Consider the following 26,415-nt stretch of genomic DNA (forward strand, 5'->3'; position numbering starts at 1 on the left):
GACTTACGCAAATCCCTTGCTGACGCCAGCATTGTGGCTTCCAGGACGCGGGCCGGTCACCGGTCCACCTCGCCAAACACGATATCGATGGAGCCGAGGATCGCCGAGACGTCGGCCAGCATGTAGCCGCGCGACAGATGATCCATGGCCGCCAGATGGGCGAAGCCCGGCGCGCGGATCTTGCAGCGGTAGGGCATGTTGCCGCCATCCGCGACCAGATAGACGCCGAATTCACCCTTGGGCGCCTCGACGGCGGCGTAAACCTCGCCAGCCGGCACGTGGTAGCCCTCGGTATAAAGCTTGAAGTGATGGATGAGCGCTTCCATCGAGCGCTTCATCTCGCCACGCTTCGGCGGCGTCACCTTGTGATCCTGGGTCAGGACAGGGCCCTGCCCGTCCGGCGCGCGCAGCTTGTCAATGCACTGGCGCATGATGCGGACGGACTGCACCATCTCTTCCATGCGCACGCAGTAGCGGTCGAAGCAGTCGCCATGGGTGCCGACGGGGATGTCGAAATCCATCTCCTCGTAGCACTCATAGGGCTGCGCCTTGCGCAGGTCCCATGCGCCGCCCGCGGCGCGCACCAGCACGCCCGAGAAGCCGTGCGCCCAGCACTCATCCAGCGTCGTCGGGGTAATGTCGACGGTGCGCTGCTTGAAGATGCGGTTGCCGGTGACCAGACGGTTGAGGTCGTCAATGGTCTTGAGGAACGGGTCGCAGAACGCCTCGATGTCGTCGATGAGGTCCGGCGGCAGGTCCTGATGCACGCCGCCAATACGGAAGTAATTGGCGTGCATACGGGCGCCGCAGGCGCGCTCGTAGAATATCATCAGCTTTTCGCGCTCTTCAAAGCCCCACAGCGGCGGGGTGAGCGCGCCAACGTCCATGGCGAAGGTGGTGACGTTGAGCAGATGCGACAGGATGCGGCCGATTTCCGAGTACAGCACGCGGATCAGCTGACCACGACGCGGAACCTCGATGCCGAGCAGCTTCTCGACGGCCAGGGCGAAGGCATGCTCCTGGTTCATCGGCGCCACATAGTCGAGGCGGTCGAAATAGGGCGTCGCCTGTGCGTAGGTCTTGTACTCGATCAGCTTCTCGGTGCCGCGATGCAACAGGCCGATATGCGGATCGGCGCGCTCGACGATTTCGCCGTCGAGTTCAAGCACCATACGCAGCACGCCGTGCGCCGCCGGGTGCTGCGGGCCGAAGTTGATCGAAAAGTTGCGGAGCTGATGTTCGCTCATGACGCTTTTCCCGAATCCTTCTGGCCAGACGCTTTTTCATCGCCTGGCAGGACGTAGTCCACGCCCTCCCACGGCGACAGGAAGTCAAAGCGGCGGAACTCCTGACGCAGCGACACCGGCTCATAGACCACGCGCTTCTGCTCGTCGTCGTAGCGCACTTCAACGAAGCCGCTGAGTGGGAAGTCCTTACGCAGGGGATGGCCTTCAAAGCCATAGTCGGTGAGCAGACGGCGCAGGTCCGGGTGACCGGAGAAGATCACGCCATACATGTCCCACGTCTCGCGTTCGTACCAATTGGCGGCCGGGAACAGATTGACCAGCGACGGCACGGGCGTGCGCTCGTCGGTCTGCAGCTTCAGCCGGATACGGGCGTTCAGGGTCGGCGACAGCAGGTGGTAGACCACATCGAAGCGCTTTTCGCGCTCCAGATAGTCGACGCCGCAAATGTCGATGAGGCAGACAAAGCCCAGCGCCGGATCGTCGCGCAGCTTCTGAACCACGGCGAGCAAATTGTCGGCCTGCAGCTCCAGCGTCAGTTCGTCGAAGGCCACGCTGGCGGAAACGCCTGCATCTGCCTGAGCGCCGAGGGTCTTCAGCACCAGCGCGCTGAGCGCTTCGGCCCCGTCAATCGCCACGGTCTGGCCTGTCTGGTTGAGGCTTGCCTCTGACATGATCCATCCAATCAAACCTGCGTCCATGGGCGGGCCCTGGGCCCCACTCCATGTTCGCCGTGCATCGTCGCCAGAAGGGCGACAGCCACATCATCGCGCGCCAGACGCTGCAGTTGCGTCCGGTCAGCGCTCGATGGTGCCGGTGCGACGAATTTTCTTCTGCAACAGCAGAATGCCATACAGCAGCGCCTCGGCGGTGGGCGGGCAGCCAGGGACATAAATGTCGACTGGCACCACGCGATCACAGCCGCGTACTACGGAATAGGAATAATGGTAATAGCCGCCGCCATTGGCGCAGGAGCCCATGGAGATGACGTAGCGCGGCTCAGGCATCTGGTCGTAGACCTTGCGCAGCGCCGGGGCCATCTTGTTGCACAGGGTGCCGGCGACGATCATCACGTCCGACTGGCGCGGGCTGGCGCGCGGCGCGAAGCCAAAGCGCTCGACGTCGTAACGCGGCATCGACGCCTGCATCATCTCGACGGCGCAGCAGGCAAGGCCAAACGTCATCCACATCAGCGAGCCAGTGCGCGCCCACTGGATCAGCTCGTCAGTCGAGGTGACCAGAAAGCCCTTGTCGGCAAGCTCATTGTTGATGTCGGAGAAGAAGGGATCATTCGCCCCCACCGGCTTGCCGGTGTTCGGGTCAATGACGCCACGGGCGGCCGGGGCCACCAGCGTGTTGTTCTGGCCAATCAATCCCATTCCAGGGCTCCCTTGCGCCACTCATACGCAAAACCGACGGTCAACACCGCGAGGAACGTCATCATCGACCAGAAACCGAATGTGCCGACCGCGCTGAAGCCAATGGCCCAGGGGAACAGATAGGCGACTTCCAGGTCGAAGATGATGAACAGAATGGCGACGAGATAAAAGCGGATGTCGAATTTCATGCGGGCGTCGTCGAAGGCGTTAAAGCCGCACTCGTACGCCGACAGCTTCTCGGGATCGGGATTCTGAAACGCCAGCAGGAACGGCGCCACGAGCAGCGCAAGTCCGATCACCAGCGAGACGCCTATGAACACCACAAGGGGAAGATAGTCGTTCAGCAAGCTGTGCATTGTGCACCCATTCTCCTGACCCGTGTGGACGGGCCCCGGCTCCGCCTGGCGCGCCGCAAATCCGGACCACCGGTGAGGATGGCCCCGCCGCCGCCTGCTCCAGTCCGGGGCGGTCTGCGGGCGGCGCTGCAATCATGCGCGCCACAGGCGACCTGCCTGCTTCCTTGGAACAGTTCGTAGCTGCGAGGCAGGCTTAACCCAGGGGCTACAACGGTGCAAGTGTCGCCTTGAAAACTTGGCATTGTTACACCTGTAACCTTGCGGCGGGCGCCTGCGCCGCCCCATCCTGTTGCGCTGCACATGCGCATATCATCACAGTAACGGCGCGCAAGAGCGACACAAGCTGTTGAAATGGCGATGGGTGTCCGGCTTGCGCACGCAGCATACGCCCATGGGCATGACGGCGCTCGCCCGACGCCACTCCCTCCGCCCCAGCGCCCGGACGCCTGCTTTGGCGCTCATGGCAAGGCGCCCGACGCCCACACGGCGGCTGGCCTGGGCACAATTCGCTCATCGTCGGCCCCGTCTTTGCCCTGCCAAAGGCATCACTGAGTCGTGGCGCCCGGTTTGACCGAAGGGAATGTCGCGGAATCCGGGAGAGCGAAGCGGTCTGTCGCGCCCCGACCCAATGTGGGACGCCGCCATGCATCGCCCACCGCCTTCCCCTGTGCAGGCGCCGACGCCAGCGACCTCCGTGGATCAACCAGCGATCGACGCCACCGCATATCTCTCGACCAGTTTCGCGGCCTCAGTCCGGCCGAGCCCGCTGTGTCGTGGACTGCGACTGAGCGTGCCCAGTTGCACGGCCGACGTCCGGGCGCCGCCCTGATCCGGGCCTGTCTGGCCGCATCCAGCATGAGGGCGCAGCAGTTGACCTGCTCCCTCCCCGCTCGACCTTACGCCCGGCGCGCGGGGCGCCATGCTGATCGCGACCCCATCTGCGTGCGCGGTGTGGCGAGATGTAACCCACGATTCCTTGCCGATCGTGGGGCGGGACCTACCTGCGCCGCATCGCAAGCGCCATGGCGGCAATTGGCGAAAAAACGTTGTCCCGCGTTCAAGCGATTGGCCGGGCGCGCTTTAATCAGGCTATCCACAGCGGCTACAGCGAAAGCGCCGCCGAGTTCGCTTGACACTTCGGGGGGCTACCCGTAAATCCCCACTCACCGGCGGCCAAGACGCCTGTTCGGGGGTGTAGCTCAGTTGGTTAGAGCGCCGGCCTGTCACGCCGGAGGTCGCGGGTTCGAGTCCCGTCACTCTCGCCACTCTTTCAGCATGCTGGAGAGTGGGATGCAGGTACGCTGGTAGGTTCTGATCTGCAAATGCAGTCGGGGCCATGGTTTTGGGGGTGTAGCTCAGTTGGTTAGAGCGCCGGCCTGTCACGCCGGAGGTCGCGGGTTCGAGTCCCGTCACTCTCGCCACCCATTCAGGGTAAGGTGCAAGCGCGGCTCTCGCCGCGCTTTTTTGTTGTGCGCAGCGCATCGAACGCGCGCGCGACGCATGCCGCCCGACCTCCCCGCTTCCCCCTCGCCGTCATGCCGCTGCGGTCATGCCCAAGCCGTCATGCCCCTGCCGTCATGCCCAAGCCGTCATGCCCAAGCCGTCATGCCCGTGCTTGTCACGGGCATCCACGTCTTGCCACCTCCCAGCAAGCTAACGCACGGTATCCGCCGCGCCATCCAGCAGCACGCGCGAGCAGGCACACGCCGCCACAACGCCGGCGCCCCGACGCCCGGACGCATACGGCTGCCGAGGAAAAGGCGTGGATGCCCGTGACAAGCACGGGCATGACGCGCTGGAGGGCTGGAGGGCCGGCGGACTGGCGTACTGGCGGGCTGCGCCGACGGGCGGACTCGCCCTCTGACAATGATCTGCCCTCGACGCCAGCGTCACGGCTGCTGCGGTGCTCACATGCGCTGCTTCTGCGCCATGTCGGCTTCACCACCAGCGAGCGCAGGCGCAGCGCCGTCCCAAGGCGCCACGCCAAGCCGCGCGCAAAGCTGACGGCGGCGGGCTGAACCCTGACGCCGATCACCTGGCTTGCAGAACACATGGTGTAAGGGAAGATATGGTGGGCGGTGACGGGCTCGAACCGCCGACCCTCTCGGTGTAAACGAGATGCTCTACCAACTGAGCTAACCGCCCGCACGGCCCGCGCGATGTGATCATCTGCTGCAGGGCGGCGTTGGATGCTTCTCTACATGAGAGCGGCCGCAAACGCCAGCCGCCGGGCAAGCTTGCTGGCGCTCCCCCACCCTCTCCGGCGCTGCTGTCCACAGGACGCGACTATGGCGCGCCAGAGGAGGAACACCGGCGCAAGCGCCGACATGCGCGCCGCGGGCGGCAGGATCCAGGCGCCGGAACATCGCGCGGTGAACGCAACGGAAAAGGGCCCGGAAACCCGGGCCCTTTTCCAGAACATCATCGCTTGCGCGCAAGCGCAGCGAGGAAGCGCAACGGCATGCGTCGTCGCGCCTGCGGCATGTCCGCCTCCCCGCGCCTGACCTGGCGACGGGACGACGGCCTGTCCCGGCTTACTTGCCGTTGACGGAATCCTTGAGGCCCTGGCCAGCCTTGAACTTCGGGGCCTTGGAAGCCGGAACATTGATGGTCTCGCCGGTGCGCGGATTGCGCGCGGTGCCAGCGGCGCGGTCAGCGACGGAGAACGTGCCAAAGCCGACGAGCTTGACTTCGTCGCCCTTCTTGAGGGCGTCAGTGATGGCGGCGAACACGGCCTCAACAGCTTCGCCCGCCTGGGCGCGGCTCAGATCGGCCTGATCAGCGACGGCTGCAACAAGATCGCCTTTGTTCATCAATCGTCCTCCAGATGCGAATGCCGCCCCAGGCGTACATTCGTCGGGTCCAATATGCGGGCTAGCGCCGGACGGTGACAGCCACCGCCCAGTTCAGCTGCGCCCTGCGGCTCGCACGGGCCTCGTGGGCTCACCGGCGCGCTATCGACTGGTTTTGCCTGTTACGCCCGTGAGCGCAAGGCCCAATATGCCAGAAACCACGGCGGCGAAACAGATTCTTCGGTTTCGTGAAGGAAAATGCCCCGACTTACGCCGGGGCATTAGACCATTGTCGGATCAGTGGGCGATGACGCCGCCGGCGTCGCCCTCAACCCGGGGCGGGGTCGGCGCCGCTTCGGCTGGCGGCGTCCATTCGATCGCCTCCAGCTTGCGGGTCAGGGCGTGCTCGACGACCTGGTCCATCCGCGACACCGGAATGATCTCCAGCCCCGACTTCAGGCTCTCAGGCAGTTCGAGCAGGTCCTTGGCGTTGTCCTCGGGAATCAGCACCGTACGGATACCGCCACGCAGCGCCGCCAGCAGCTTCTCCTTCAAACCGCCAATCGGCAGCACGCGCCCACGCAGCGTCACCTCGCCGGTCATGGCGATGTCGCGCCGCACCGGCACACCGGTCATCACCGAGATGATGGCGGTGGCCATGGCGATGCCCGCGGACGGACCGTCCTTCGGCGTCGCCCCCTCCGGCACGTGGACGTGGATGTCCCGCGTGTCGAACAAGGGCGGCTTGACGCCGAAGGTCAGCGCCCGCGACCGCACATAAGAAGCGGCGGCCGAGATCGATTCCTTCATCACGTCGCGCAGATTGCCCGTGACCGTCATCTTGCCCTTACCAGGCATCATGACGCCCTCGATGGTCAGCAACTCGCCGCCCACCTCGGTCCACGCCAGACCCGTGACCACGCCGACCTGGTCCTCCGCCTCGGCCTCGCCATAGCGATACTTCGGCGGCCCCAGATACTCCTGCAGGCTTTCGACCGTCACCTGCACCGCTTCGGTCTTGCCAAGGACGATGTCCTTGACCGCCTTACGGATCAGGTTCGAGGCCTCGCGCTCCAGGCTACGCACACCCGATTCCCGGGTGTAGCGACGGACCAGGAACAGCAGGGCGTCGTCGTCGATCTTCCACTCCTTGTCCGACAGGCCGTGCTTGACCAGGGCCTCCGGGATCAGGTGGCGACGGGCGATCTCGGTCTTCTCCTCTTCCGTGTAACCAGCCAGACGGATGGTCTCCATACGGTCGAGCAGCGGGCCCGGGATGTTCAGCGTGTTCGCCGTGGTCACGAACATCACGCCGGACAGGTCATAATCGACCTCCAGGTAATGGTCGTTGAACCCCTTGTTCTGCTCAGGGTCCAGCACCTCCAGCAGGGCCGCTGACGGATCGCCACGGTAGTCCTGACCCATCTTGTCGATCTCATCGAGCAGGATGAGCGGGTTGGAGGTCTTGGCCTTGCGCATGGCCTGGATGATCTTGCCAGGCATGGAGCCGATATAGGTCCGCCGGTGACCACGTATCTCGGCCTCATCGCGGACGCCGCCGAGCGAGACGCGGACGAACTCACGTCCGGTCGCCTTGGCGATCGACTTGCCAAGCGAGGTCTTGCCGACGCCGGGCGGGCCGACGAGGCAGAGGATGGGACCCGCGAGCTTGTTCACCCGCTGCTGCACGGCGAGGTATTCGACGATGCGGTCCTTGACCTTGTCGAGGCCAAAGTGATCAGCGTCGAGCACCTTCTGCGCTTCGCCCAGATCCTTCTTCACCCGTGAACGCTTGTTCCACGGAATGCCGAGCATCCAGTCGAGGTAGTTGCGCACGACGGTCGCTTCCGCCGACATCGGCGACATCTGGCGCAGCTTCTTCAGCTCGGCCATCGCCTTGTCGCGGGCTTCCTTCGACAGCTTGGTCTGGTTGATCTTCTCTTCCAGCTCGGCCAGCTCGTCGCGGCCGTCCTCATCGCCAAGCTCCTTCTGAATGGCCTTCATTTGCTCATTCAGATAGTACTCGCGCTGGGTCTTCTCCATCTGCCGCTTGACGCGCGTGCGGATGCGCTTCTCGACCTGCAGCACCGAGATTTCGCTCTCCATCAGGCCGAGAATCTTCTCGAGCCGGGCGGTGATCGAGGTGGTCTCGAGCAGGGCCTGCTTGTCAGCGATCTTGACGGCGAGATGCGAGGCGACCGTGTCGGCCAGACGCGAGGGGTCCTCGATCTGCGTCACGGCGGCGACGACCTCCGGCGACACCTTCTTGTTGAGCTTCACATAGCTCTCGAATTCAGTGACCACCGAGCGCGCCAGAGCTTCGGCCTCGATCTTGTCGCCAGGCTCTTCGGCCAGCACCTCGGCGGTGGCCTCATAGAACTCATCCGACCGCAGATATTTGGTGACGCGCGCACGCCCGGCGCCCTCAACCAGCACCTTCACGGTGCCGTCGGGCAACTTCAGCAGCTGCAAAACGCTGGCGATCGCGCCAATCTCATGGATGGCCGAGGTTTCCGGATCGTCGTCGGAGGCGTCCATCTGCGTGGCCAGCAGGATGTGGCGGTCAGTCTTGACCACCTCTTCCAGGGCGCGGATCGACTTCTCGCGGCCGACGAACAGCGGAACGATCATATGTGGGAACACGACAATGTCGCGCAGGGGCAGGACGGGATAGTCGGAGACCGTTCCCGGAGCCGCAGGCTGGCGAGGCTTCATGGTCGTCATGTGGCCCATGTCCTTTCAGTGTGGTCTACCCGGTCCCCCAGGCAAGCGGCAGGCGCAGGCAGACTTATGGCCGTCGGCGCTCAACTCCGTCATGGAGCATACACCGCAGGCGGCGGTCGCCGCGCCTCGGCATGAGCGCGCAGCGAGTTCGTTGTCCTGAAGGTGGCCCCGCCCGCCCCATGTTTCAAGTGAGCGACAGGCGCGGGTCACAGGAGATTTGCCTGCATGGCTCGCGCCTGGCCGGGCGCCGTCGCCGGGCGCACGTCAGAGCGCGCCTAGACTGAAGTTACGCTCTGGCTTGCGTGCGCGAAAGGCGCGTCCTGCGTCGGACGTGGACCGCAACGACACGCTGGCATGCGCGAGCGCCGGTCCGATACGCGACTGCCCCAAAACGCCGACAGGCGCCCAATGGGCGCCTGTCGCTGCTCGTCACATGGTCTGGCGCCGCTTCTCGCGGCCAGTCCGTCAGGCCGAGGCGCTGGCCGTCGCCGGCTTGTCGGCGCGGTCTGCGTAGATGTACAGCGGCCGGGCCTTGCCCTCGACCACCTCGGGGCCAATCACCACCTGCTCGACGCCTTCGAGGCCCGGCAGGTCGTACATGGTCTCCAGCAGGATGCCTTCGAGGATCGAGCGCAGACCACGTGCGCCAGTCTTGCGCTCGATCGCCTTGCGGGCGATCAGCGACAGGGCGTCCTCGTGGAAGGTCAGCTCGACATTCTCCATCTCGAACAGCCGCTGGTACTGGCGCACCAGCGCGTTCTTCGGCTCCTGCAGGATCTTCTTCAGGGCGGTCTCGTCCAGATCCTCCAGCGTGGCGATCACCGGCAGACGGCCAATGAACTCCGGGATCAGGCCGAACTTCAGCAGATCTTCCGGCTCGACGTCACGGAAGATTTCGCCGGTGCGGCGATCTTCCGGCGCGTGCACGGTGGCACCGAAGCCGATCGAGGTGCCCTTGCCGCGCGCCGAGATGATGCGCTCCAGGCCCGCGAAGGCGCCGCCGCAGATGAACAGGATGTTGGTGGTGTCCACCTGCAGGAATTCCTGCTGCGGGTGCTTGCGGCCGCCCTGGGGCGGAACCGAGGCCACCGTGCCTTCCATGATCTTCAGCAGCGCCTGCTGCACGCCCTCGCCCGACACGTCGCGGGTGATCGACGGATTGTCCGACTTGCGCGAGATTTTGTCGATCTCGTCAATGTAGACAATGCCGCGCTGGGCGCGCTCGACGTTGTAATCCGCCGCCTGCAGCAGCTTGAGGATGATGTTCTCCACGTCCTCGCCGACGTAACCGGCTTCGGTCAGCGTCGTGGCGTCGGCCATGGTGAACGGCACGTCGAGGATGCGGGCCAGGGTCTGGGCCAGCAGGGTCTTGCCCGAGCCGGTTGGGCCGACCAGCAGGATGTTGGACTTGGCCAGCTCAACGTCATTGTTCTTCAGCGCGTGGCTCAGGCGCTTGTAGTGATTGTGCACCGCAACCGAGAGCACCTTCTTGGCGTGCTCCTGGCCGATGACGTAATCCTCCAGCACCTTGCTGATCTCGCGAGGCGTTGGCACGCCTTCACGCGACTTCACCAGCGACGACTTGGACTCCTCGCGGATGATGTCCATGCACAGCTCGACGCATTCATCACAGATGAACACCGTCGGTCCGGCGATCAGCTTGCGGACCTCATGCTGGCTTTTGCCGCAGAAGGAGCAGTAAAGCGTGCTCTTGCTTTCGCCGCCTGTGGCCTTGCTCATGGTCCGTCTCCACTGCGACCGCTGGGGCCCGACGCCGCGCGGTCAAATGCACTATCCCGGAGCCGGTCGCGTCGCCAGTGATCGCTGTTGCAACCCTGGCGAGAAGCGCCCGCCTCACATTCCCGTCCGAAGCCCGGAGCGCGCCCACTGGAACGCCTGCCCGCATGTCAATGGCGGAACGGCGCCTGAACGGCGAGGCCAGCCGCGCACACCCAGGAGTGGCCACAACTGTCCGGGCATCCGGCACCGACCAGCTGGCGGCGTAAGCCCCCCTGCAGAATCGGCGCACTCCGGTAAAAACCGGTTAACGCAAGCCACGAAGCGATCGTGAAAAGCGTAAGCGGTCAACCAAACATGGGCGCCACTGCGCGTCAATGCGACCGGGGCCGTTTGTCGCGGCGACCTGTTTGGCGGTTACCTGCGCCAGTCGCAGGCGGCCGCGTCGACCGCCCGCAGCGATACGCTGAGACGGCGCGTGGTGCAAACCCCTGGCGTTGCGGCGGTCAGGACGCCTGCTCCGGACGCTTCTCGAACACCTGGTCGATCAGGCCGAATGCCTTGGCCGCCTCGGCGGTCATGAAATTGTCACGCTCCAGCGCCGCTTCGATCGCGTCGAGCGACTGGCCGGTGTGCCTGACATAAATCTCGTTGAGGCGGCGCTTCAGCGCCTCGATTTCGCGGGCATGGATCAGAATGTCCGTAGCCTGCCCCTGGAAGCCGCCCGACGGCTGATGAACCATGATGCGGGCGTTCGGCAGCGCGAAGCGCTGACCCTTTTCACCCGCCGCCATCAGCAGCGAGCCCATCGAGGCGGCCTGGCCAATGACCAGGGTCGACACCGGGCAGCGGATGAACTGCATGGTGTCATAGATCGACAGACCCGAGGTGACGACGCCGCCAGGCGAATTGATATAGAAGGAGATTTCCTTCTTGGGGTTCTCCGCCTCAAGGAACAGCAGCTGCGCCACAATCAGCGACGCCGAATGGTCCTCGACCGGGCCTGTGAGAAAGATGATCCGCTCACGCAGCAGGCGCGAGTAAATGTCGAACGCCCGCTCGCCGCGATTGGACGTCTCGATCACCATCGGCACCAGCGTATTGGCGTAAACGTCCAACGGATCTCTCATGGTCACATTCTCCACGTGGCCGCGCACGGCGGTCGCCTCTGGCGGTGTCTGCCCCCGGCGTGCAACGCCGGACGCCATTGCCTCACAGTCGGCTGCGCCGCCTGCAAGAGGTCCTTGGATAACCGGGTCTGACGGGAGGAGCGCCACAGCGACGCAGCCCCGGCAGCGGGACCTCCCCTCAGTATGAAATCTGGCGGGACGCGTCTACTCCCCCGCGCCCGCGGCCTGACCGCTCGCCCTGGCGGAAACGCCGCGATTCTGCCCGCAGCGAACAGGCGCTGACTTTTCCCCGCGCTGGCCACGCTGGCAAGCGCCATTGCGTTTCAGCTGACGCCAGCCCAGCTGGCGGAGCCAAATCATAACCCTGAGCCGACGCCACGACATTGAGCGCCGCACAGCCGAAGCCTCCCCCAAGGCGACAGCGCGTGAAGGCAAGGCGACAGCGCGTGAAGGCTTCCGCCTGACGCGTGCAAAGCGCAACTGCCCCAGCGCCAACAGCTTCCACATGGTGCGTGTCGGCCCTCAAGGCCAGCAACCTATGGCGCTGCGCAAGCCTCACGCCTGTGGCGCAGTTATGCGCTGTCGCCGCGCTGCGCAAGGGAACCACAAGCTGATGCAGTCTGAGCAACAAAAAGGGCCAGGGAATGACCCCTGGCCCAAAATCGGCGCCAACTCCTGCCGCGCTGCGCAGGCCGCGTGGCAGGTTGTGGCGCTGGAAGCGATTACGCCTTGGCGTCGTCCTCGTCTTCCTTGAACAGCTCTTCCTTGGACACGGTCTTGTCCACAACCTTGGCCTGCGACAGCAGGTGGTCAACGACCTTCTCCTCGAAGATCGGGGCGCGCAGCTCGGCCAGCGCCTGGGGGTTCTTCTGGTAGAACTCCCACACCATCTTCTCCTGGCCAGGGAACTGACGGGCGCGCTCGATCAGGGCGCGGGTCAGCTCGTCCTCGGTGATCTTGATCTCGGCCTTGTCGCCGATCTCGGCCAGCACCAGGCCCAGACGCACGCGGCGCTCGGCGATGGTCTTATACTCGGCGCGCGCCGCTTCCTCAGTGGTGTCCTCGTCGGCGAACGAACGGCCAGCCTGGGTCATCTCCGAGGTCACGCCCTGCCAGACGCCGTCGAACTCCTGCTCGACCAGGGTCGGGGGCAGCTCGAAGCTGTACAGGCCGTCGAGGGCGTCGAGCAGCTTGCGCTTCACCTTGCGGCGCGACTGGGCGGTGAAATCAACGCCGATGCGCTCACGCAGAGCGGTGCGCAGGGCCTCGAGATCATCCATGCCGAAGGTCTTGGCCAGCTCGTCATTGACGAGGGCTTCGCCACCGGCTTCCACGGTCTTGACGGTGACGTCGAATTCCGCGGTCTTGCCGGCCAGCTGGGCCGCCTGGTAGTCCTCAGGGAAGGTGGCGGTGACAACCTTGGCGTCGCCAGCCTTGACGCCGACCAGCTGCTCTTCGAAGCCCGGAATGAACGAGCCCGAGCCGATCTCGACCGGCACGTCCTCGCCCGAACCACCAGCAAAGGCCTCGCCGTCGATCTTGCCGACGAAATCAATGGTGACGCGGTCGCCGTCCTGGGCGGTTTCGTCTTCGCCGCGCGCGGTGAAGGTGCGATTCTGCTTCGCCATACGGGTCAGGGCGTCGTCGAGCTCGGCGTCGGAGACCTCAGCCACCTCACGCTCCAGCTCAACGCCAGAGATGTCGGCGATCTCGAAGGTGGGCAGCACCTCGAGGTTGACGGTGTAGGTCAGGTCAGCCTTGGCGTCGATGACAGCGTCGATCTCTTCGCGGGCTTCCGGCAGATTGACCTTCGGCTCCATGGCGAGACGCAGGTTATTGTCGGCGACGATCTTCTGGTTGGCCTCGTTGACCGCATTCTGCACGATCTCGACCATGGCCTGGCGACCATAGGTGCGGCGCATGTGCGACATCGGCACCTTGCCAGGACGGAAGCCGTTGATGCGGACCTTGTCCTTCAGCTCGTTCAGCTCGTTGGCAAGCCGGGTCTCGAGCTCGGAAGCGGGCACGACCACCTTGAATTCGCGCTTCAGCCCTTCGGAATTGGTTTGGGTCGCCTGCATGATTAAACTCTGCTGTCCTGCCGATCTCGTGGAACGAATGCCGGCCTGTTGGAGGAGACGGCGCGCGGGGCGGAAGGGTCTCCCCTTCAGCCGCCGGTTACTGCGCCTGTGACGCCTGCGTTACTGACGCCAGTCGCCTGGACCAGGCCAGGCAAGGTCCGTTCTGTGGTGCGGGCGGAGGGACTTGAACCCCCACACCTTGCGGCGGCAGAACCTAAATCTGCTGCGTCTACCAATTTCGCCACGCCCGCCTGAAAACGTCCAGATACACCAAAGAACTGCGCCTGCCCCTGAGGCCGGGGTCGCGGCTCTATATCACGCGGTACGGATAACGCACCAAAAAAAACCCCGCGCGACGGAACGAAACTCCGGCCCGTCGCCAGATAGAGCGCTGTCTAATCCACCGCGCGCCGCCTGTGAACCATGGGCGGAGCGCCTTGACGGTTTTTTCCAGCGCTGATTACCGGTTGTTCCCTGCTTGCGCCGCCAATACGAGCCCCCGCGACGCCAGCACAACCGACCTTCAGCGCCCGCCTGCGGTGAGCGGCGACGCGCTCATCAGACAGCCGCATGCGCCGATGGCGACGGGATAACACGCCCTCGCCTCAAAGCCATCGGTCGCGTACACCGTTGATGCGCCATACAGCTTTAGACGCCGAGCGCGCAGCGTGGCCGTTCAGGGAGAATGCTTTTGACGAGGGCTCAACCACCGGTGACCGGACGTAGCCTCGCCAGCCGACGCCAGTTCGTCGGCGGCCTTACCGCCAGTCTGATCAGCCTGCCGCTGACGGCGGTGGCCATGGATGACCCTGGCGCGGCGGACACGGCGGAAACCCCGGCGTCGCCGGCCGAGCCGACCTCCGGAACCACGCCCGCAAGCGCCGCCGGGCCAGCGTCGCCGGCGGCCGGCGCCGCGCCTGACCACACCAATCCCCAGACATTGCGCGCCGCGCTGGCGCAGATTCGCCTGAAGCCTGTCCCTGCCGACGAAACCAGGGTGCTGGCCTTCAATGGCGTCGTGCCCGGACCGCTGTTGCGCCTCCGCCAGGGCGACGCGCTCGACGTCACGCTGGCCAATGGGCTGGAGGAGCCGCTGTCACTCAATATTGGCGGGGCCGGCGCCGGCAATGCGCTGGATGGCGTCGCGGGCCTCACTGGCCCGGCGACGCCGCCGGGCGGCGAGCAGCGCATCCGCTTTCAGGCGAATCGCGCCGGAGTGTTCTGGTATCGCCCGATGCTCATCGGCCAGACCTCACGTCAGACCGAGCGCGGACTGTATGGCGTGCTGATTGTCGATGAGGCCGAGCCGCCCGCGTGGGCGACAGGCGTCATTCGCGATCTGGTGATGGTGCTGGACGACTGGTCGCTCGATGACGCTGGCCAGATCAACGCTGATTCCACCTCAGCCAGCGCCCGCTCCGGCATGGGCCGCCTGGGCAACTGGCTGACGCTAAATTCCGCGCCCCCGCCCGAGCAGATCACCGCCGCCCCGGGGGCGCGGCTGCGGTTGCGGCTGCTGAACGCCGCCAACGCCCGCACCATCCCGCTGCATTTCGACGGGTTAAAGACCTATGTCGTCGGCATCGACGGCAGCCCTTCGGAAGTGTTCCACCCCCTGCATGACCGGCTGATGCTGGCGCCTGGAGGGCGCTATGACCTGATTGTCGAAGCCCCGGCGGCAGGAAGCGAAGGCCATGTGATGGCGGCGCTGGGCGCCGGCATGCCTTTGCTGACGCTGCGCGCCGAAGGCGCAGCCGTTGCGGCGCAGCCAGAGATCACGCCCTTGCCCGCGCCTGATCTGCCCACCGCAATCCGCCTGCAGGACGCGGTGCGGGAGAAGCTGACGCTGGCAGGTCCGGCGCGCGCGGCCAATGGCAACGGCAAGCAGCCCGATCCGTCACGTCTGTGGACCATCAATAATGTCGCCTGGCCAGACGCCATGGCGAAGCCGCTGTTCCGGGTGAAGAGCGGTACGCCGGTGACGCTGGAGATCAGGAATAGCGGCGACGCCATGCAGACGCTGCGCCTGCATGGCCATCAGGCCCGCCGGCTGCACAATCTCGACGATGGCTGGGAGCCCTATTGGATCGACATCATCGCCGTGCCGCCCGGTCACCCGACGCGCATCAGCTTTGTCGCCGGCGCGCCGGGCAAATGGCTGATCGGCTCCGCCGTGGCGGAGAAGCTCGATGGCGGCATGGCGGCATGGTTTGAAGTCACGCCCTGACGCCACAGAGGCTCAGGCCCCACGCCGCAACCCAGGGCTGTCAGGCGGTTCAGGCGAGGCTGTCGAGGTGAGGCGGTTCAGACGACCCGGCAGGAAACCTAGCGCGCCGGCAGCGCGGCTCAGAAGCCGCCGCCGACGCCCATGCTGCCGCCATTCATCATCGGGCGGACGCCGGAGCCCATATTGCGCACCTCACGACCGACGCCGGTCATGTCAATGTCGCTACGATCGATACTGCGCATCGGCGCGCCGAGGCCGCCGACCGGGGCTGCCTGGGTTTTGCCCTGGCCGCGCGTGCTGCGCTTCGCCTTGCCTTCGGTAGCGCGGCCATCATCAAAGCCTGCAGGCGCCTGCCACTCCGGCATCGTCTGGGCCTGCGCCGGCGCCAGAGCCAAAACCATCAGACCCATCGCGCCAGCGGCGCCGGCCAGCACGCCTGCGCGGCGATTGCTGAACACCAACATGTCTCACTCCTGAACTACTTGCGGCGCAGGTGACGGCGAACCGTCGCCCTGAGCCGTCTTCCGGCCGCCCAGGCCCTCGCCCTGTTGCTTGCGCACATTGCGTGGCCAGCGCCTGCTGAGACGCCCGAAGGGCGCGCCGCCAAGAGCCTGAACGGCCCAATCATGGCGACAAGGATAACGCAAAAACGCCCGTGAGGGCCAGCGCCGAGGGATCGCCACGGCGTCGCGGCCGGCTTGCGCGCCAGGCTGGGCGGCTTCACCCAAGGTGCGCCCCAGCATGGAGCGGTTTTATGACGGTCAACTCTGGTGGGGCTTGCGCACGCCTCGGGCCCGCTGCTGGCGAGGCGCTCGCGATGCAGGCAAGGGCGCGCCGGCGCTGTGGCAGGGCGCTGCCAGGGCGAGGATGGACGGCGCGGCGCGACGGCAACCACGCCGTCACAGCGCGCCGAGGTCGGCCAACAGACGCCTCAAGGCGGCGGGGACGCCCTCCGGCAAATCCTCGGCGATCAGCCCCGGGCCGAACGCCCTTGCGATGGCTCCGTGAAGCCACACGGCGGCGCAGGCGGCGTCGAACGCCGGCATGCCCTGGGCGATGAGGCCGCCGGTCAGTCCGGCGAGCACGTCGCCAGCGCCAGCGGTGCCCAACCACGGCGGCGCGTTGTCATTGATCGCGACCTGGCCGTCTGGCGCTGCGATCACCGTGTCGGCGCCCTTGAGGATCACCACGGCGCCGCTGGCCTGAGCCGCCGCCAGCGCGCGCGCTGGCTTGCCGCGCGCCTCGGTCACATCCTGCAGGGCCCCGAACACCCGGGCGAACTCTCCGTCATGCGGCGTCAGCACCGTGGCGGCGGCGCCAGCGATGCTGCGGGCGAGGAAATCCGGTCGCCCGTCAAAACTGGTCAGCCCGTCGGCGTCGATGACCAGCGCCCGCCCCCGCCGCGCCACCGCGGCGATACGCGCCACAAGCCCCGGGCCAACCCCGCCAGCCGGTCCGATGATGACGGCGTTGAAGCGGGGATCGTCGAGCAGGCTGGCGAAAGCGTCTGCGTCGGCGGCTTCGCGCAGCATGATGGCGGTGAGATGGGCGGCGTGCACGGCGCAGGCGGCGGCGTCCGCCGCGATGGTGACGAGCCCCGCGCCGCTGCGCAAGGCGGCCCGCGCCGCGAGACGAATGGCGCCGGTGGCCAGCGCCGGGCCGGAATGACACAGAACATGGCCGCGTCGGTATTTATGAGCCTCAAGCGATGGCCGGGGGAACGAGGCGCCCCACAGGGCCGGGGTATTGCGATACAGGCTGTCGCCGACATGGGACAGCGTCTGCGCGGCAATGCCAATATCGGCCAGGGTCACCGGCCCGCACAGGGCGCGCCCTGGCAGCAGCAGATGGCCGGGCTTACGTGCGGCGAAGGTGACGGTGGCGGTGGCGGCGACCGCCACCCCCATGACCTCGCCATCGTCGGCATTGACGCCGCTGGGCAGATCCACTGCCAGCAGCGGCGCTCCCAGCCCATTGAGCGCTGCGACCGCGGCGGCGGCCTCGCCTTGCAGCGGCCGGTTAAGGCCAGCCCCAAACAGGGCGTCGATCGCCAGTTCAAACGGCCCGGCCGGGCAATCGGCCGTCGACGCGCCAGTCCACGCGCTGGCGGCGGCGCCAGCGTCCGCCGTCGTGGGTCCGCCGAACGGCGCCCAGACGATGACGTCGAAGCCCTGATCGTGCAGCAGTCGGGCCGCGACATAGCCGTCGCCGCCATTATTGCCGACGCCACAGGCGATGAGCACCCGGGCCGGCGCGCCCCGCCCCGCGCCCGGCGCAGCCCCTTCCGTCACCCGGGACCCGGCGCCCGCGCCTCCCCGCAGCATGGCGGCGGCAGCCTGGGCCACGGCGCGGCCAGCGCGCAACATCAGCGTGTATCCCGGCGTTCCTGCCGCAATGGTCAGCCGGTCCGCCTCCGCCATGGCCGCCGCGCCCAGTAATATGTCCCGCTCCTGCGCCTGCGCCATCGCCGCCTCCTTCCCACCTTTACGCCCAGCAACGCCGCGCCTGACGACAACCCTGCCTGTGGATCAATTTTGCGATTCTGCGCCGCAAATCGCAAAATCTTGCTGGCGCGACGACGAAAAACAAAAAATCCACCGCCCTGCGTCGCGTCTCGCGCACAAAAAGGGGCCAAACGCGAAAAAGGCCCCACCCGATTGCTGCAGCCCGCGATGCAGCGCCGCGCAGCCCCGCTGCTCCTGCGAATTTGAACAGTTTTTAATCAGCTTTCGCCTAATAATGCGGCGCCAAAGGCAGGGGCGGCGCAACATCCCCGTTTCTTTCGTCTGCCCGCCAAGGCATAAACAGCCCGTAAGTTTTGCGGCCCGGACCCGGTGCGGAGGAGCGCGGCTCATGAAGAAGATCGAGGCGATCATTAAACCCTTCAAGCTCGATGAAGTGAAGGAAGCGCTGCAGGATATTGGTCTGCAGGGCATCACTGTCATCGAGGCAAAGGGCTTCGGCCGCCAGAAAGGTCACACTGAACTGTATCGTGGCGCCGAATACGTCGTCGATTTTCTGCCCAAGGTGAAAATCGAGATCGTGCTGAATGACGATCAGGTTGACCGCGCGGTGGAAGCCATCCGCAACGCCGCCCAGACCGGCCGCATTGGCGACGGCAAGATTTTTGTCTCCACCGTTGAGGAAGCCATCCGCATCCGCACCGGCGAGACCGGGCCGGACGCGATCTGATCGCGGCGACAGGCGGCCTGCGGGGCGCCGGACGGACATCCGGACCAACACATTGACGCGTGGCGCGGCGCTCCGGCGCCGCCACGCATGAAACGGCCCAGTGGCCATCACTCGTTTTACCCGCGCAGGCCTGACGGAAAGCAGGTCGGCGCTCCTGATGCAGATAGGGGAACATGATGACTAAGAGCGCTCAGGACGTGCTCAAGACCATCAAGGAAGAGGACATCAAGTATGTCGACTTCCGCTTTACGGATCCGCGCGGCAAGTGGCAGCATGTCACCTTCGACATCACGCTGATCGACGAAGACATGTTCGCTGACGGCACCATGTTCGACGGTTCGTCGATTGCTGGCTGGAAGGCCATCAACGAGTCCGACATGCTGCTGATGCCCGACCCGTCCTCGGCCCAGCTCGACCCCTTCTTCGCCGCCCCGACCCTGTCGATCATCTGCGACGTGCTTGAGCCCGGCACCGGCGAGGCCTATGGCCGCGACCCGCGCGGCATCGCCCGCAAGGCTGAAGCCTTCCTCGCCTCGACCGGCATTGGCGACACCGCCTTCGTTGGCCCGGAAGCCGAATTCTTCGTCTTCGACGACGTGCGCTTCAAGGCTGACCCGTACAACACCGGCTTCAAGCTCGACTCGTCGGAACTGCCGACCAATGGCGACCGCGAGTATGACGGCGGCAACATGGGTCACCGCGTTCCGACCAAGGGCGGCTACTTCCCGGTTCCCCCGATCGACAGCTGCCAGGACATGCGCGGCGAGATGCTGGCGGCCATGGCCTCGATGGGCGTCTCGGTTGAGAAGCACCACCACGAGGTGGCTTCGGCCCAGCACGAGCTTGGCATGAAGTTCAACACCCTGGTGTCGACCGCCGACCAGATGCAGATCTACAAGTACTGCATCCATCAGGTGGCCAACAGCTACGGCAAGACCGCGACCTTCATGCCGAAGCCGGTGTTCGGCGACAACGGCTCGGGCATGCACGTGCACCTGTCGATCTGGAAGGACGGCAAGCCGGTGTTCGCTGGCAACAAATATGCCGACCTGAGCCAGGAATGCCTGTGGTTCATCGGCGGCATCATCAAGCACGCCAAGGCCCTGAACGCCTTCACCAATCCGTCGACCAACTCCTACAAGCGTCTGGTACCAGGCTATGAGGCCCCGGTGCTGCTGGCTTACTCCGCCCGCAACCGCTCGGCGTCCTGCCGTATTCCGTGGTCGAACAACCCGAAGGCCAAGCGCGTCGAGGTGCGTTTCCCCGATCCGACCGCCAACCCTTACCTCGCGTTCTCGGCCCTGCTGATGGCTGGCCTCGACGGCATCATCAACAAGATCGATCCGGGCCAGGCCATGGACAAGGATCTGTACGATCTGCCGCCGCGTGAGCTGAAGAAGATCCCGACCGTCTGCGGTTCGCTGCGTGAGGCGCTCGAGTCGCTGAAGAAGGACAACGCCTTCCTCAAGGCTGGAGACGTGTTCACCCAGGACTTCATCGACAGCTTCATTGAGCTGAAGATGACCGAAGTGATGCGCTTCGAGATGACCCCGCATCCGGTCGAGTTCGAGATGTACTACTCCTGCTGATCGCCCCTGGCGCAGCAACTGGAAAGGCCGGGCCCCGCCCGGCCTTTCTTTTTTTGCCGGCCTACATGTTTTGCTGGTCCAAGTGTGGCGCCGACCCGTCGCCCCTGCCCGGCGCGCCACAGCCAGATGGCGGCGATGGGACGGAAGCGCAGGAGTTGGGTGACGCCTGTGGGTTAAGGCCGACTTTGGCCGGGCGGCAGGCGCGTGCTATGTATGGCGCTGGCCACATGGTCTGCGGCCGCCCATCAGCCTGAACAGCGACTACCGCCCGTCATACACGCCGTTGCCGCACATGCTGCGCATGCCCATTGTGCGGCTTCCTATGCGGCGCATGGACCGGCGCATGGCGCCGCCGGTTTCGCCTTCCGGCGCTGAAACTGGCATAGTCACACGAGAACGAATCGGGATCAGAACAGGCATATGTCAGACAAGGACGACCTTTTCGGCGATGGGGCGCTCGCGCCCGCTGCGGCCCGGGGTAGCAACGGCAAGGCCGGCGACGGCGCGCGCGCAGGCAAGTCCACCCGCGCCCAGACCCAGGCCGCCAAGCTGGCGCAGAGCCGCGCCAGCGGTCCGGCGACGCCGGACGAGGCCGGTTACACTGCCTCCGCCATCGAGGTGCTTGAGGGGCTCGAGCCGGTTCGCCGTCGTCCTGGCATGTATATTGGCGGCACCGACGAAAAGGCGCTGCACCATCTGTTCGCCGAAGTCATCGACAACGCCATGGATGAGGCGGTGGCCGGCCACGCTTCGTTTATCGAGGTCGAGCTGGAGGAAGGCGGCTTTATCCGCGTTGTCGACAATGGTCGCGGCATTCCGATCGATCCGCATCCGAAATTCCCCGACAAATCGGCGCTCGAGGTGATTCTGACCACCCTGCACGCCGGCGGCAAATTCGATTCCAAGGTCTATGAGACCTCGGGCGGCCTGCATGGCGTCGGCGTCTCGGTGGTCAACGCCCTCTCCGACGTGCTGGAGGTTGAGGTGGCGCGCGGCCAGATGCTGTATCGCCAGACCTTCAGCCGCGGCCTCGCCCAGACCGGGCTGGAGACGGTGGGTCGGGTGAACAACCGCCGTGGCACCACGGTGCGCTTCCACCCCGACGCGCAGATTTTCGGTCCCGAGGCGACGTTCAATCCGCGCCGCCTGTTCAAGATGGCCCGCTCCAAGGCCTATCTGTTCGGCGGCGTCGAGGTGCGCTGGAAATGCGCGCCGTCGCTGCTTGGCGGCATCGATAATGTGCCGGCGGAGGCGGTATTTCGCTTCCCCAACGGCCTCAAGGATTATCTGGCGCGCGAGATCGACGGCGCCCCGCAGGTCGCGGACCAGTTGTTCTCTGGCAAGATCCAGAAGCCCGGCGGCCATGGCTCGGTGGAATGGGCGGTTTCTTGGCTGACAGAGGCTGACGGCTTCGTCTATTCCTATTGCAACACCATCCCAACGCCCGAGGGCGGGACCCATGAGCAGGGCCTGCGCATGGCCTTGCTGCGGGGTCTGCGCGACCATGCCGAGCGCATTGGCCAGCAAAAGCGCGCCGCCAATCTCACCGCCGATGACGTGATGGCCACCTGCGCCGCGCTGCTGTCCGTGTTCATTCGCGAGCCGGAATTCGTCGGACAGACCAAGGACAAGCTGGCCTCCAACGAAGCCGTGCGCATCGTTGAAAGCGCCATGCGCGACGCTTTCGACCATTGGCTGGCCGCTGCGCCGCAGCAGGCGCTGCGCTTGCTGGAGTGGACGATCGAGCGCTCGGAAGAGCGCATGCGCCGTCGCCAGGAGAAGGAAGTGGCGCGCAAGAGCGCCACGCGCCGCCTGCGCCTGCCTGGCAAGCTGGCGGATTGCTCAAACGCTGGTGCCGCCGGCTCCGAGCTGTTCATTGTCGAGGGCGACTCGGCTGGCGGCAGCGCCAAACAGGCGCGCGACCGCAAGACCCAGGCCGTGCTGCCGCTGCGCGGCAAGATCCTCAATGTCGCCTCGGCTGGCCGCGACAAGCTCGCCGCCAACCAGCAGCTGTCGGATCTGACCCAGGCGCTCGGCTGCGCCACCGGGGCCGCCTACCGTGATCAGGATCTGCGTTATGAGCGCGTGATCATCATGACCGACGCTGACGTCGACGGCGCCCATATCGCCTCGCTGTTGATCACTTTCTTTTACCGGCAGATGCCAAAGCTGATCGATAACGGCCATCTCTACCTCGCGGTGCCGCCGCTGTATCGCATCACGGCAGGCAGCAAGACGCTGTACGCCCGTGACGAAAAGGAACGGGACCGCATCATCGCCAAGGACTTCAAGGGCAAAAAGGTGGATGTGGGCCGCTTCAAGGGCCTCGGCGAGATGATGGCGGCGCAGCTCAAGGAAACCACCATGGACCCGGCGCGGCGCACGCTGTTGCGGGTGCATGTCGAGCAGGAGGCGCGGCCCGAGACCTCGGACGCCATCGACCGGTTGATGGGCAACAAGCCGGAAGCCCGCTTTGCTTTCATCCAGGAGCGCGCCGCCTTCGCCGACACCACGGCGCTCGATATCTGAGCGCTGACGGCCCCGGCGCCAAACGCTGCAGTCACCGCAGGCGCCATAAGGCGCCCCGGCAGGATGGCGCGAACTTGCGGCGCTGCGCCAGAGCGGGCCGGCGCATGGGTCGCAACATCGCCGCCCTGCTCCGCCTGTCGCTGTCCCAGTCAACCTTGCGCTGTCGCTGGCAATGCAGGCGTGACGGAGGGTTAGGGCCTGCTTCCCCATGCCTGCGGCCGGACCGCGGGCAATCTGCGGCGCATGTGCAACGCACGCGACCAGCACAGTTAAACTGTTCGCCAGTTATGCGATATGCGTTGACAAGCTCAGCGTTAATACCATAGTCCGCAAGACGCTGCGCCCCCAGGGAGTCCGACATCCGGTCTGGCTCCCCTATTCGCGCCGGCCATTTTGGCGGCCCGCAGACGCTTTTCAACGGACCCATGGCATTTTCTGACCTCGGCCTCAGCGGCAAAGTTCTCCAGGCAGTTGAAAGTTCCGGCTATACCGAGCCGACGCCAATTCAGGCTGAAGCCATCCCGCATGTACTGGCGCGTCGTGACGTGCTTGGCATTGCGCAGACCGGCACTGGCAAGACTGCTGCTTTCACGCTGCCCATGTTGACGCTGCTGGAGACCGGCCGCGCCCGCGCCCGCATGCCGCGGACGCTGATCCTCGAACCGACGCGCGAACTGGCCGCCCAGGTCGAGGAAAGCTTCATCAAATACGGCGCCCAGCACAAGCTGAACGTGGCGCTGCTCATTGGCGGCGTGTCGTTTGGCGACCAGGACGCCAAGATCACCCGTGGCGTCGACGTGCTGATCGCCACGCCTGGCCGCCTGCTCGACCATTTTGAGCGCGGCAAGCTGCTGCTCAGCGGCATTGAAGTGCTGGTGATCGACGAAGCCGACCGCATGCTCGACATGGGCTTCATTCCCGATATCGAGCGCATCTGCAAAATGGTGCCGTTCACCCGCCAGACGCTGTTTTTCTCGGCCACCATGCCGCCGGAAATCCAGAAACTGGTCGACAATTTCCTCAGCAATCCGGTGAAGGTTGAGGTGGCGCGCGCCTCCTCCACCGCCCGCACCATCACGCAGCTGGCCGTCGCCTCTGGCGCCGATGCGCCGCACAAGCGCGAGACGTTGCGCCGGCTGATCCGTGGCGCCGAGGACATCAAGAACGGTATCATCTTCTGCAACCGCAAGCGTGACATCGCCGTGGTGCTGAAGTCGCTGCAGAAGCACGGTTTTTCGGTCGCCGCGCTGCATGGCGACATGGACCAGCGTTCGCGCATGCAGGCGCTGGACAGCTTCCGCAACAATGAGGTGCAATTGCTGATCGCCTCGGATGTCGCCGCCCGAGGCCTCGACATCCCCGACGTCAGCCACGTCTTCAACTATGACGCGCCGCATCATGCCGAAGACTATGTGCACCGTATCGGCCGCACCGGCCGCGCCGGTCGCAAGGGCACCGCTTACACCATCATCACCCCGGACGACTCGAAATACGCCGCCGCCATTGAGGCGATGACTGGCGCCGCGTTCGAATGGCTTGGCCCATCCATCGACGAAGCCGATCTGAGCGACAGCGGCGCACGCAGCCATGAGCGCGGCGACGATCGCCGCCGTGGCCGTGAGCGTGAGGGTCGCGAGCGTGATGGCCGTGGCCGCAATGGCCGGGGCCGCGGCGAGCGCAGCCAGGATGCGACGCGCGCCGAGCGCCAGGATGAGCGCGCAGCGCCTGATCTGGCTGCCGTGGAGCAGCCGTCGATCCATGACGCGGCCGCCCGGCCGCGCCAGGACCAGGGGCGTCATGACAGCGGACGCCAGGACAACGGACGTCAAGAAAGCGGACGCCAGGACAACCGCGCCCAGCCGGCGGAGGCCCGTAACGGTCGTCGGCAAGATGGACGTCAAGATGGTCGTCCAGAGCAAGGCGGTCGCGATTATCGTCAGGAGGCCCGCAACGGCGGTGGCCGTGACGAGCGGCGTGGCCGCAATGGCCGCCACGAGCGCGATGAGCCGTCGCCGCTGGGCTTCGGCGAGCACGTTCCGGCGTTCATGCTGTCAGAGCCGCGCGTCGCCCGCCGCAGCGCCAAAACCAGCGAGACCGCGCCACGTGACGTTGGTCCAGTGACGCCTGTGGCCTTCGCGCCAGAGGCGATCCAGGACGCCACGCCCGTCGCTGTTGCGACAGAGACCGCCGAAAAGGGCGAGCGTCGTGGCCGTCGCCGCCGTGATCGCCGCCGTGATCGTCGCTCTGGCGAGGCGGATGTGGCGATCCAGGCCGTGGACGGGGCTGACGAGGCGACCGCCGACACGGCAATTGTCGGCCCTGATCGCGAGACGGGCGCCGTCGCCACTGTGGCTGCAGCGCAGGACGCCACGGCGCCGACAGCTGGAGCTGCCGGAACTGAACAGGCTCAGGACGCAGCACAAGACGCAGCACAAGACGCCGCGATCACTGGACCTGCTGAAGCTGCGACCAGCGAGCGCGCGCGCCGCCGCCGCGGCGGACGCCGTAGCGCTGGCAGGGCTCGCGCTGACGTCAGCGACGACGCCGCTGCGCCAGATGCGGCGCCAGCTGTTGAGGCTGCTGTCGCAGATGACGTTGCGGCTGCCGTGACGGTTTCGGAAGCACCGGCTGCTGACGCCGCCCCCGAAGCGCCAGCCAAGCCGGCCCGCAAGCCTGCCGCAAGGGCGTCGAAGAAGGCCCCTGCCAAGGCGAGCAGCGCAGATGCCTCCAAGGCTACGGGTGACGACGAGGTGTCGGACGCTGATGCTGCTGTGGTGGAGACCAGCGCGCCAGCCAAGTCGCCGGCGAAGTCGGCCGCCAAGTCGATTGAGAAGTCGGCTGCCAAGGCTCCCAAACGGGGCGGCCGCAAGGCGGCGAGTGCCGCCGCTGAGGCTTCCGTTGTGGCAGACGAAGCCCCCGAGGCGCCCGTGACTGAACCGGTCGCCGCGACGCCGAAGCCCCGGGCGCGCCGCAAGGCCGCCGAACAGCCGGTCGAGACGGCCGCTGCCGCAGCGACGCCTGTCGTGGAGCCTGAGAAGCCAAAGCGCGCGCCGCGTCGCAAGCCGGCTGCCGCTGCCGCAGAGGCCCCTGCGGCTGAGGCTACCCAGGCTGAGCTCCCCGCTGCTGATGAGGCGGCTGGCGCTAAGGCTGCGCGCCCTGCCCGCACCCGCACCCGTCGTTCTGCCCGCAGCCGCGCGCCGGGTCAGGCCAATGACGAGACGGCTGACGAGGACGTCGGCTGAACGCGAGGGAGCGCGCCGGCGTCCACCATCCAGGCTGACGTCAGCGCAGCCAAGCTAACATTGAACGAAGAACCCGCCCGGCGTGCCGTGGCGGGTTTTTTACGTCGCGCGCCAGGTCGGGTAGTGCTGCGCTAGCGTGTCTGCCTGACCGGCTGAGCCGCGCCACAACCCACCGCGGTTCAGCGTGTGCGCC

17 protein-coding genes and 4 tRNA genes are annotated in these 26,415 nt (G+C 65.9%); 7 read left to right on the forward strand and 14 right to left on the reverse strand.

Going from position 1 to position 26,415, the window contains the following annotated elements:
• Nucleotides 1-56 precede the first annotated feature (56 nt).
• From AC6A67_RS11850 to AC6A67_RS11865, 4 genes are all read right to left on the reverse strand, one after another.
• Nucleotides 57-1,247 carry an NADH-quinone oxidoreductase subunit D gene (locus AC6A67_RS11850; protein WP_498036757.1) on the reverse strand — a complete coding sequence of 397 codons (1,191 nt, stop codon included), beginning with the start codon at nucleotides 1,245-1,247 and terminating at the stop codon, nucleotides 57-59.
• Nucleotides 1,244-1,918 (reverse strand): NADH-quinone oxidoreductase subunit C, encoded by a 675-nt coding sequence (locus AC6A67_RS11855; protein ID WP_498036758.1) that lies wholly within the window; start codon nucleotides 1,916-1,918, stop codon nucleotides 1,244-1,246. The genes AC6A67_RS11850 and AC6A67_RS11855 overlap by 4 nt, the downstream gene beginning before the upstream one ends.
• 123 nt (nucleotides 1,919-2,041) lie before the next feature.
• Nucleotides 2,042-2,623 (reverse strand): NuoB/complex I 20 kDa subunit family protein, encoded by a 582-nt coding sequence (locus AC6A67_RS11860; protein ID WP_498036759.1) that lies wholly within the window; start codon nucleotides 2,621-2,623, stop codon nucleotides 2,042-2,044.
• Complete coding sequence (locus AC6A67_RS11865) at nucleotides 2,614-2,979, reverse strand: NADH-quinone oxidoreductase subunit A (protein ID WP_498036760.1); 366 nt, start codon at nucleotides 2,977-2,979, stop codon at nucleotides 2,614-2,616. The genes AC6A67_RS11860 and AC6A67_RS11865 overlap by 10 nt, the downstream gene beginning before the upstream one ends.
• 1,188 nt (nucleotides 2,980-4,167) lie before the next feature.
• On the opposite strand from AC6A67_RS11865, the gene AC6A67_RS11870 reads away from it, so the two are divergent.
• Together AC6A67_RS11870 and AC6A67_RS11875 are read left to right on the forward strand one after the other, a co-directional pair.
• Nucleotides 4,168-4,244 (forward strand) — tRNA-Asp (locus tag AC6A67_RS11870).
• A gap of 79 nt (nucleotides 4,245-4,323) precedes the next feature.
• Nucleotides 4,324-4,400 (forward strand) — tRNA-Asp (locus AC6A67_RS11875).
• 648 nt (nucleotides 4,401-5,048) lie between these two features.
• Here the strand turns inward: AC6A67_RS11875 and AC6A67_RS11880 are convergent.
• The 7 genes from AC6A67_RS11880 to AC6A67_RS11910 all read right to left on the reverse strand — a co-directional run bounded on the left by AC6A67_RS11880 (nucleotide 5,049) and on the right by AC6A67_RS11910 (nucleotide 13,694).
• Nucleotides 5,049-5,124: transfer RNA gene (locus tag AC6A67_RS11880), tRNA-Val, on the reverse strand.
• A gap of 389 nt (nucleotides 5,125-5,513) precedes the next feature.
• Nucleotides 5,514-5,792 (reverse strand): HU family DNA-binding protein, encoded by a 279-nt coding sequence (locus tag AC6A67_RS11885; protein WP_191318973.1) that lies wholly within the window; start codon nucleotides 5,790-5,792, stop codon nucleotides 5,514-5,516.
• A gap of 276 nt (nucleotides 5,793-6,068) precedes the next feature.
• Nucleotides 6,069-8,495: an endopeptidase La gene (gene lon / locus AC6A67_RS11890; RefSeq protein ID WP_498036761.1), complete on the reverse strand. Its 2,427-nt coding sequence runs from the start codon at nucleotides 8,493-8,495 to the stop codon at nucleotides 6,069-6,071.
• 465 nt (nucleotides 8,496-8,960) lie between these two features.
• On the reverse strand, nucleotides 8,961-10,235 hold the full coding sequence (gene clpX / locus AC6A67_RS11895) for an ATP-dependent Clp protease ATP-binding subunit ClpX (protein WP_498036762.1): 1,275 nt from the start codon (nucleotides 10,233-10,235) through the stop codon (nucleotides 8,961-8,963).
• A 503-nt stretch (nucleotides 10,236-10,738) separates the two neighbouring features.
• Nucleotides 10,739-11,362 (reverse strand): ATP-dependent Clp protease proteolytic subunit, encoded by a 624-nt coding sequence (locus AC6A67_RS11900; protein WP_498036763.1) that lies wholly within the window; start codon nucleotides 11,360-11,362, stop codon nucleotides 10,739-10,741.
• A gap of 722 nt (nucleotides 11,363-12,084) precedes the next feature.
• Nucleotides 12,085-13,443: a trigger factor gene (gene tig / locus AC6A67_RS11905; protein WP_498036764.1), complete on the reverse strand. Its 1,359-nt coding sequence runs from the start codon at nucleotides 13,441-13,443 to the stop codon at nucleotides 12,085-12,087.
• Nucleotides 13,444-13,609: 166 nt separating this feature from the next.
• Nucleotides 13,610-13,694 (reverse strand) — tRNA-Leu (locus AC6A67_RS11910).
• A gap of 440 nt (nucleotides 13,695-14,134) precedes the next feature.
• Here AC6A67_RS11910 and AC6A67_RS11915 point away from each other — a divergent pair.
• Nucleotides 14,135-15,670, forward strand: a complete 1,536-nt coding sequence (locus tag AC6A67_RS11915) for a multicopper oxidase family protein (protein WP_498036765.1) — start codon at nucleotides 14,135-14,137, stop codon at nucleotides 15,668-15,670.
• Nucleotides 15,671-15,789: 119 nt separating this feature from the next.
• On the opposite strand, the gene AC6A67_RS11920 is transcribed toward AC6A67_RS11915, so the two are convergent.
• The 3 genes from AC6A67_RS11920 to AC6A67_RS11930 form a co-directional block, all read right to left on the reverse strand.
• Nucleotides 15,790-16,134 (reverse strand): hypothetical protein, encoded by a 345-nt coding sequence (locus AC6A67_RS11920; RefSeq protein ID WP_498036766.1) that lies wholly within the window; start codon nucleotides 16,132-16,134, stop codon nucleotides 15,790-15,792.
• A 435-nt stretch (nucleotides 16,135-16,569) separates the two neighbouring features.
• Nucleotides 16,570-18,135: an NAD(P)H-hydrate dehydratase gene (locus AC6A67_RS11925; protein ID WP_498036767.1), complete on the reverse strand. Its 1,566-nt coding sequence runs from the start codon at nucleotides 18,133-18,135 to the stop codon at nucleotides 16,570-16,572.
• Between the two features lie 63 nt (nucleotides 18,136-18,198).
• On the reverse strand, nucleotides 18,199-18,546 hold the full coding sequence (locus AC6A67_RS11930; protein ID WP_498036768.1) for a hypothetical protein: 348 nt from the start codon (nucleotides 18,544-18,546) through the stop codon (nucleotides 18,199-18,201).
• On the opposite strand from AC6A67_RS11930, the gene AC6A67_RS11935 reads away from it, so the two are divergent.
• From AC6A67_RS11935 to AC6A67_RS11950, 4 genes are all read left to right on the forward strand, one after another.
• Nucleotides 18,524-18,862, forward strand: coding sequence for a P-II family nitrogen regulator (locus tag AC6A67_RS11935; protein ID WP_498036769.1), 339 nt, complete (start codon nucleotides 18,524-18,526; stop codon nucleotides 18,860-18,862). The two genes, AC6A67_RS11930 and AC6A67_RS11935, sit on opposite strands and share 23 nt — an antisense overlap.
• 176 nt (nucleotides 18,863-19,038) lie before the next feature.
• Nucleotides 19,039-20,451: a type I glutamate--ammonia ligase gene (gene glnA, locus AC6A67_RS11940; RefSeq protein ID WP_498036770.1), complete on the forward strand. Its 1,413-nt coding sequence runs from the start codon at nucleotides 19,039-19,041 to the stop codon at nucleotides 20,449-20,451.
• Between the two features lie 420 nt (nucleotides 20,452-20,871).
• Nucleotides 20,872-22,980, forward strand: a complete 2,109-nt coding sequence (parE, locus tag AC6A67_RS11945; RefSeq protein ID WP_498036771.1) for a DNA topoisomerase IV subunit B — start codon at nucleotides 20,872-20,874, stop codon at nucleotides 22,978-22,980.
• A gap of 425 nt (nucleotides 22,981-23,405) precedes the next feature.
• Nucleotides 23,406-26,222 (forward strand): DEAD/DEAH box helicase, encoded by a 2,817-nt coding sequence (locus tag AC6A67_RS11950; RefSeq protein ID WP_498036772.1) that lies wholly within the window; start codon nucleotides 23,406-23,408, stop codon nucleotides 26,220-26,222.
• Nucleotides 26,223-26,415: the final 193 nt, after the last annotated feature.

This window comes from Camelimonas sp. FR25, from assembly GCF_059740505.1.

What these genes read in the sequence shown, in the direction of transcription:
- AC6A67_RS11850 (WP_498036757.1), bottom strand. Translation starts at nt 1,247, where the DNA reads ATGAGCGAACATCAGCTCCGCAACTTTTCGATCAACTTCGGCCCGCAG.
- AC6A67_RS11855 (WP_498036758.1), bottom strand. Translation starts at nt 1,918, where the DNA reads ATGTCAGAGGCAAGCCTCAACCAGACAGGCCAGACCGTGGCGATTGAC.
- AC6A67_RS11860 (WP_498036759.1), bottom strand. Translation starts at nt 2,623, where the DNA reads ATGGGATTGATTGGCCAGAACAACACGCTGGTGGCCCCGGCCGCCCGT.
- AC6A67_RS11865 (WP_498036760.1), bottom strand. Translation starts at nt 2,979, where the DNA reads ATGCACAGCTTGCTGAACGACTATCTTCCCCTTGTGGTGTTCATAGGC.
- AC6A67_RS11885 (WP_191318973.1), bottom strand. Translation starts at nt 5,792, where the DNA reads ATGAACAAAGGCGATCTTGTTGCAGCCGTCGCTGATCAGGCCGATCTG.
- lon (WP_498036761.1), bottom strand. Translation starts at nt 8,495, where the DNA reads ATGACGACCATGAAGCCTCGCCAGCCTGCGGCTCCGGGAACGGTCTCC.
- clpX (WP_498036762.1), bottom strand. Translation starts at nt 10,235, where the DNA reads ATGAGCAAGGCCACAGGCGGCGAAAGCAAGAGCACGCTTTACTGCTCC.
- AC6A67_RS11900 (WP_498036763.1), bottom strand. Translation starts at nt 11,362, where the DNA reads ATGAGAGATCCGTTGGACGTTTACGCCAATACGCTGGTGCCGATGGTG.
- tig (WP_498036764.1), bottom strand. Translation starts at nt 13,443, where the DNA reads ATGCAGGCGACCCAAACCAATTCCGAAGGGCTGAAGCGCGAATTCAAG.
- AC6A67_RS11920 (WP_498036766.1), bottom strand. Translation starts at nt 16,134, where the DNA reads ATGTTGGTGTTCAGCAATCGCCGCGCAGGCGTGCTGGCCGGCGCCGCT.
- AC6A67_RS11925 (WP_498036767.1), bottom strand. Translation starts at nt 18,135, where the DNA reads ATGGCGCAGGCGCAGGAGCGGGACATATTACTGGGCGCGGCGGCCATG.
- AC6A67_RS11935 (WP_498036769.1), top strand. Translation starts at nt 18,524, where the DNA reads ATGAAGAAGATCGAGGCGATCATTAAACCCTTCAAGCTCGATGAAGTG.
- AC6A67_RS11930 (WP_498036768.1), bottom strand. Translation starts at nt 18,546, where the DNA reads ATGATCGCCTCGATCTTCTTCATGAGCCGCGCTCCTCCGCACCGGGTC.
- glnA (WP_498036770.1), top strand. Translation starts at nt 19,039, where the DNA reads ATGACTAAGAGCGCTCAGGACGTGCTCAAGACCATCAAGGAAGAGGAC.
- parE (WP_498036771.1), top strand. Translation starts at nt 20,872, where the DNA reads ATGTCAGACAAGGACGACCTTTTCGGCGATGGGGCGCTCGCGCCCGCT.
- AC6A67_RS11950 (WP_498036772.1), top strand. Translation starts at nt 23,406, where the DNA reads ATGGCATTTTCTGACCTCGGCCTCAGCGGCAAAGTTCTCCAGGCAGTT.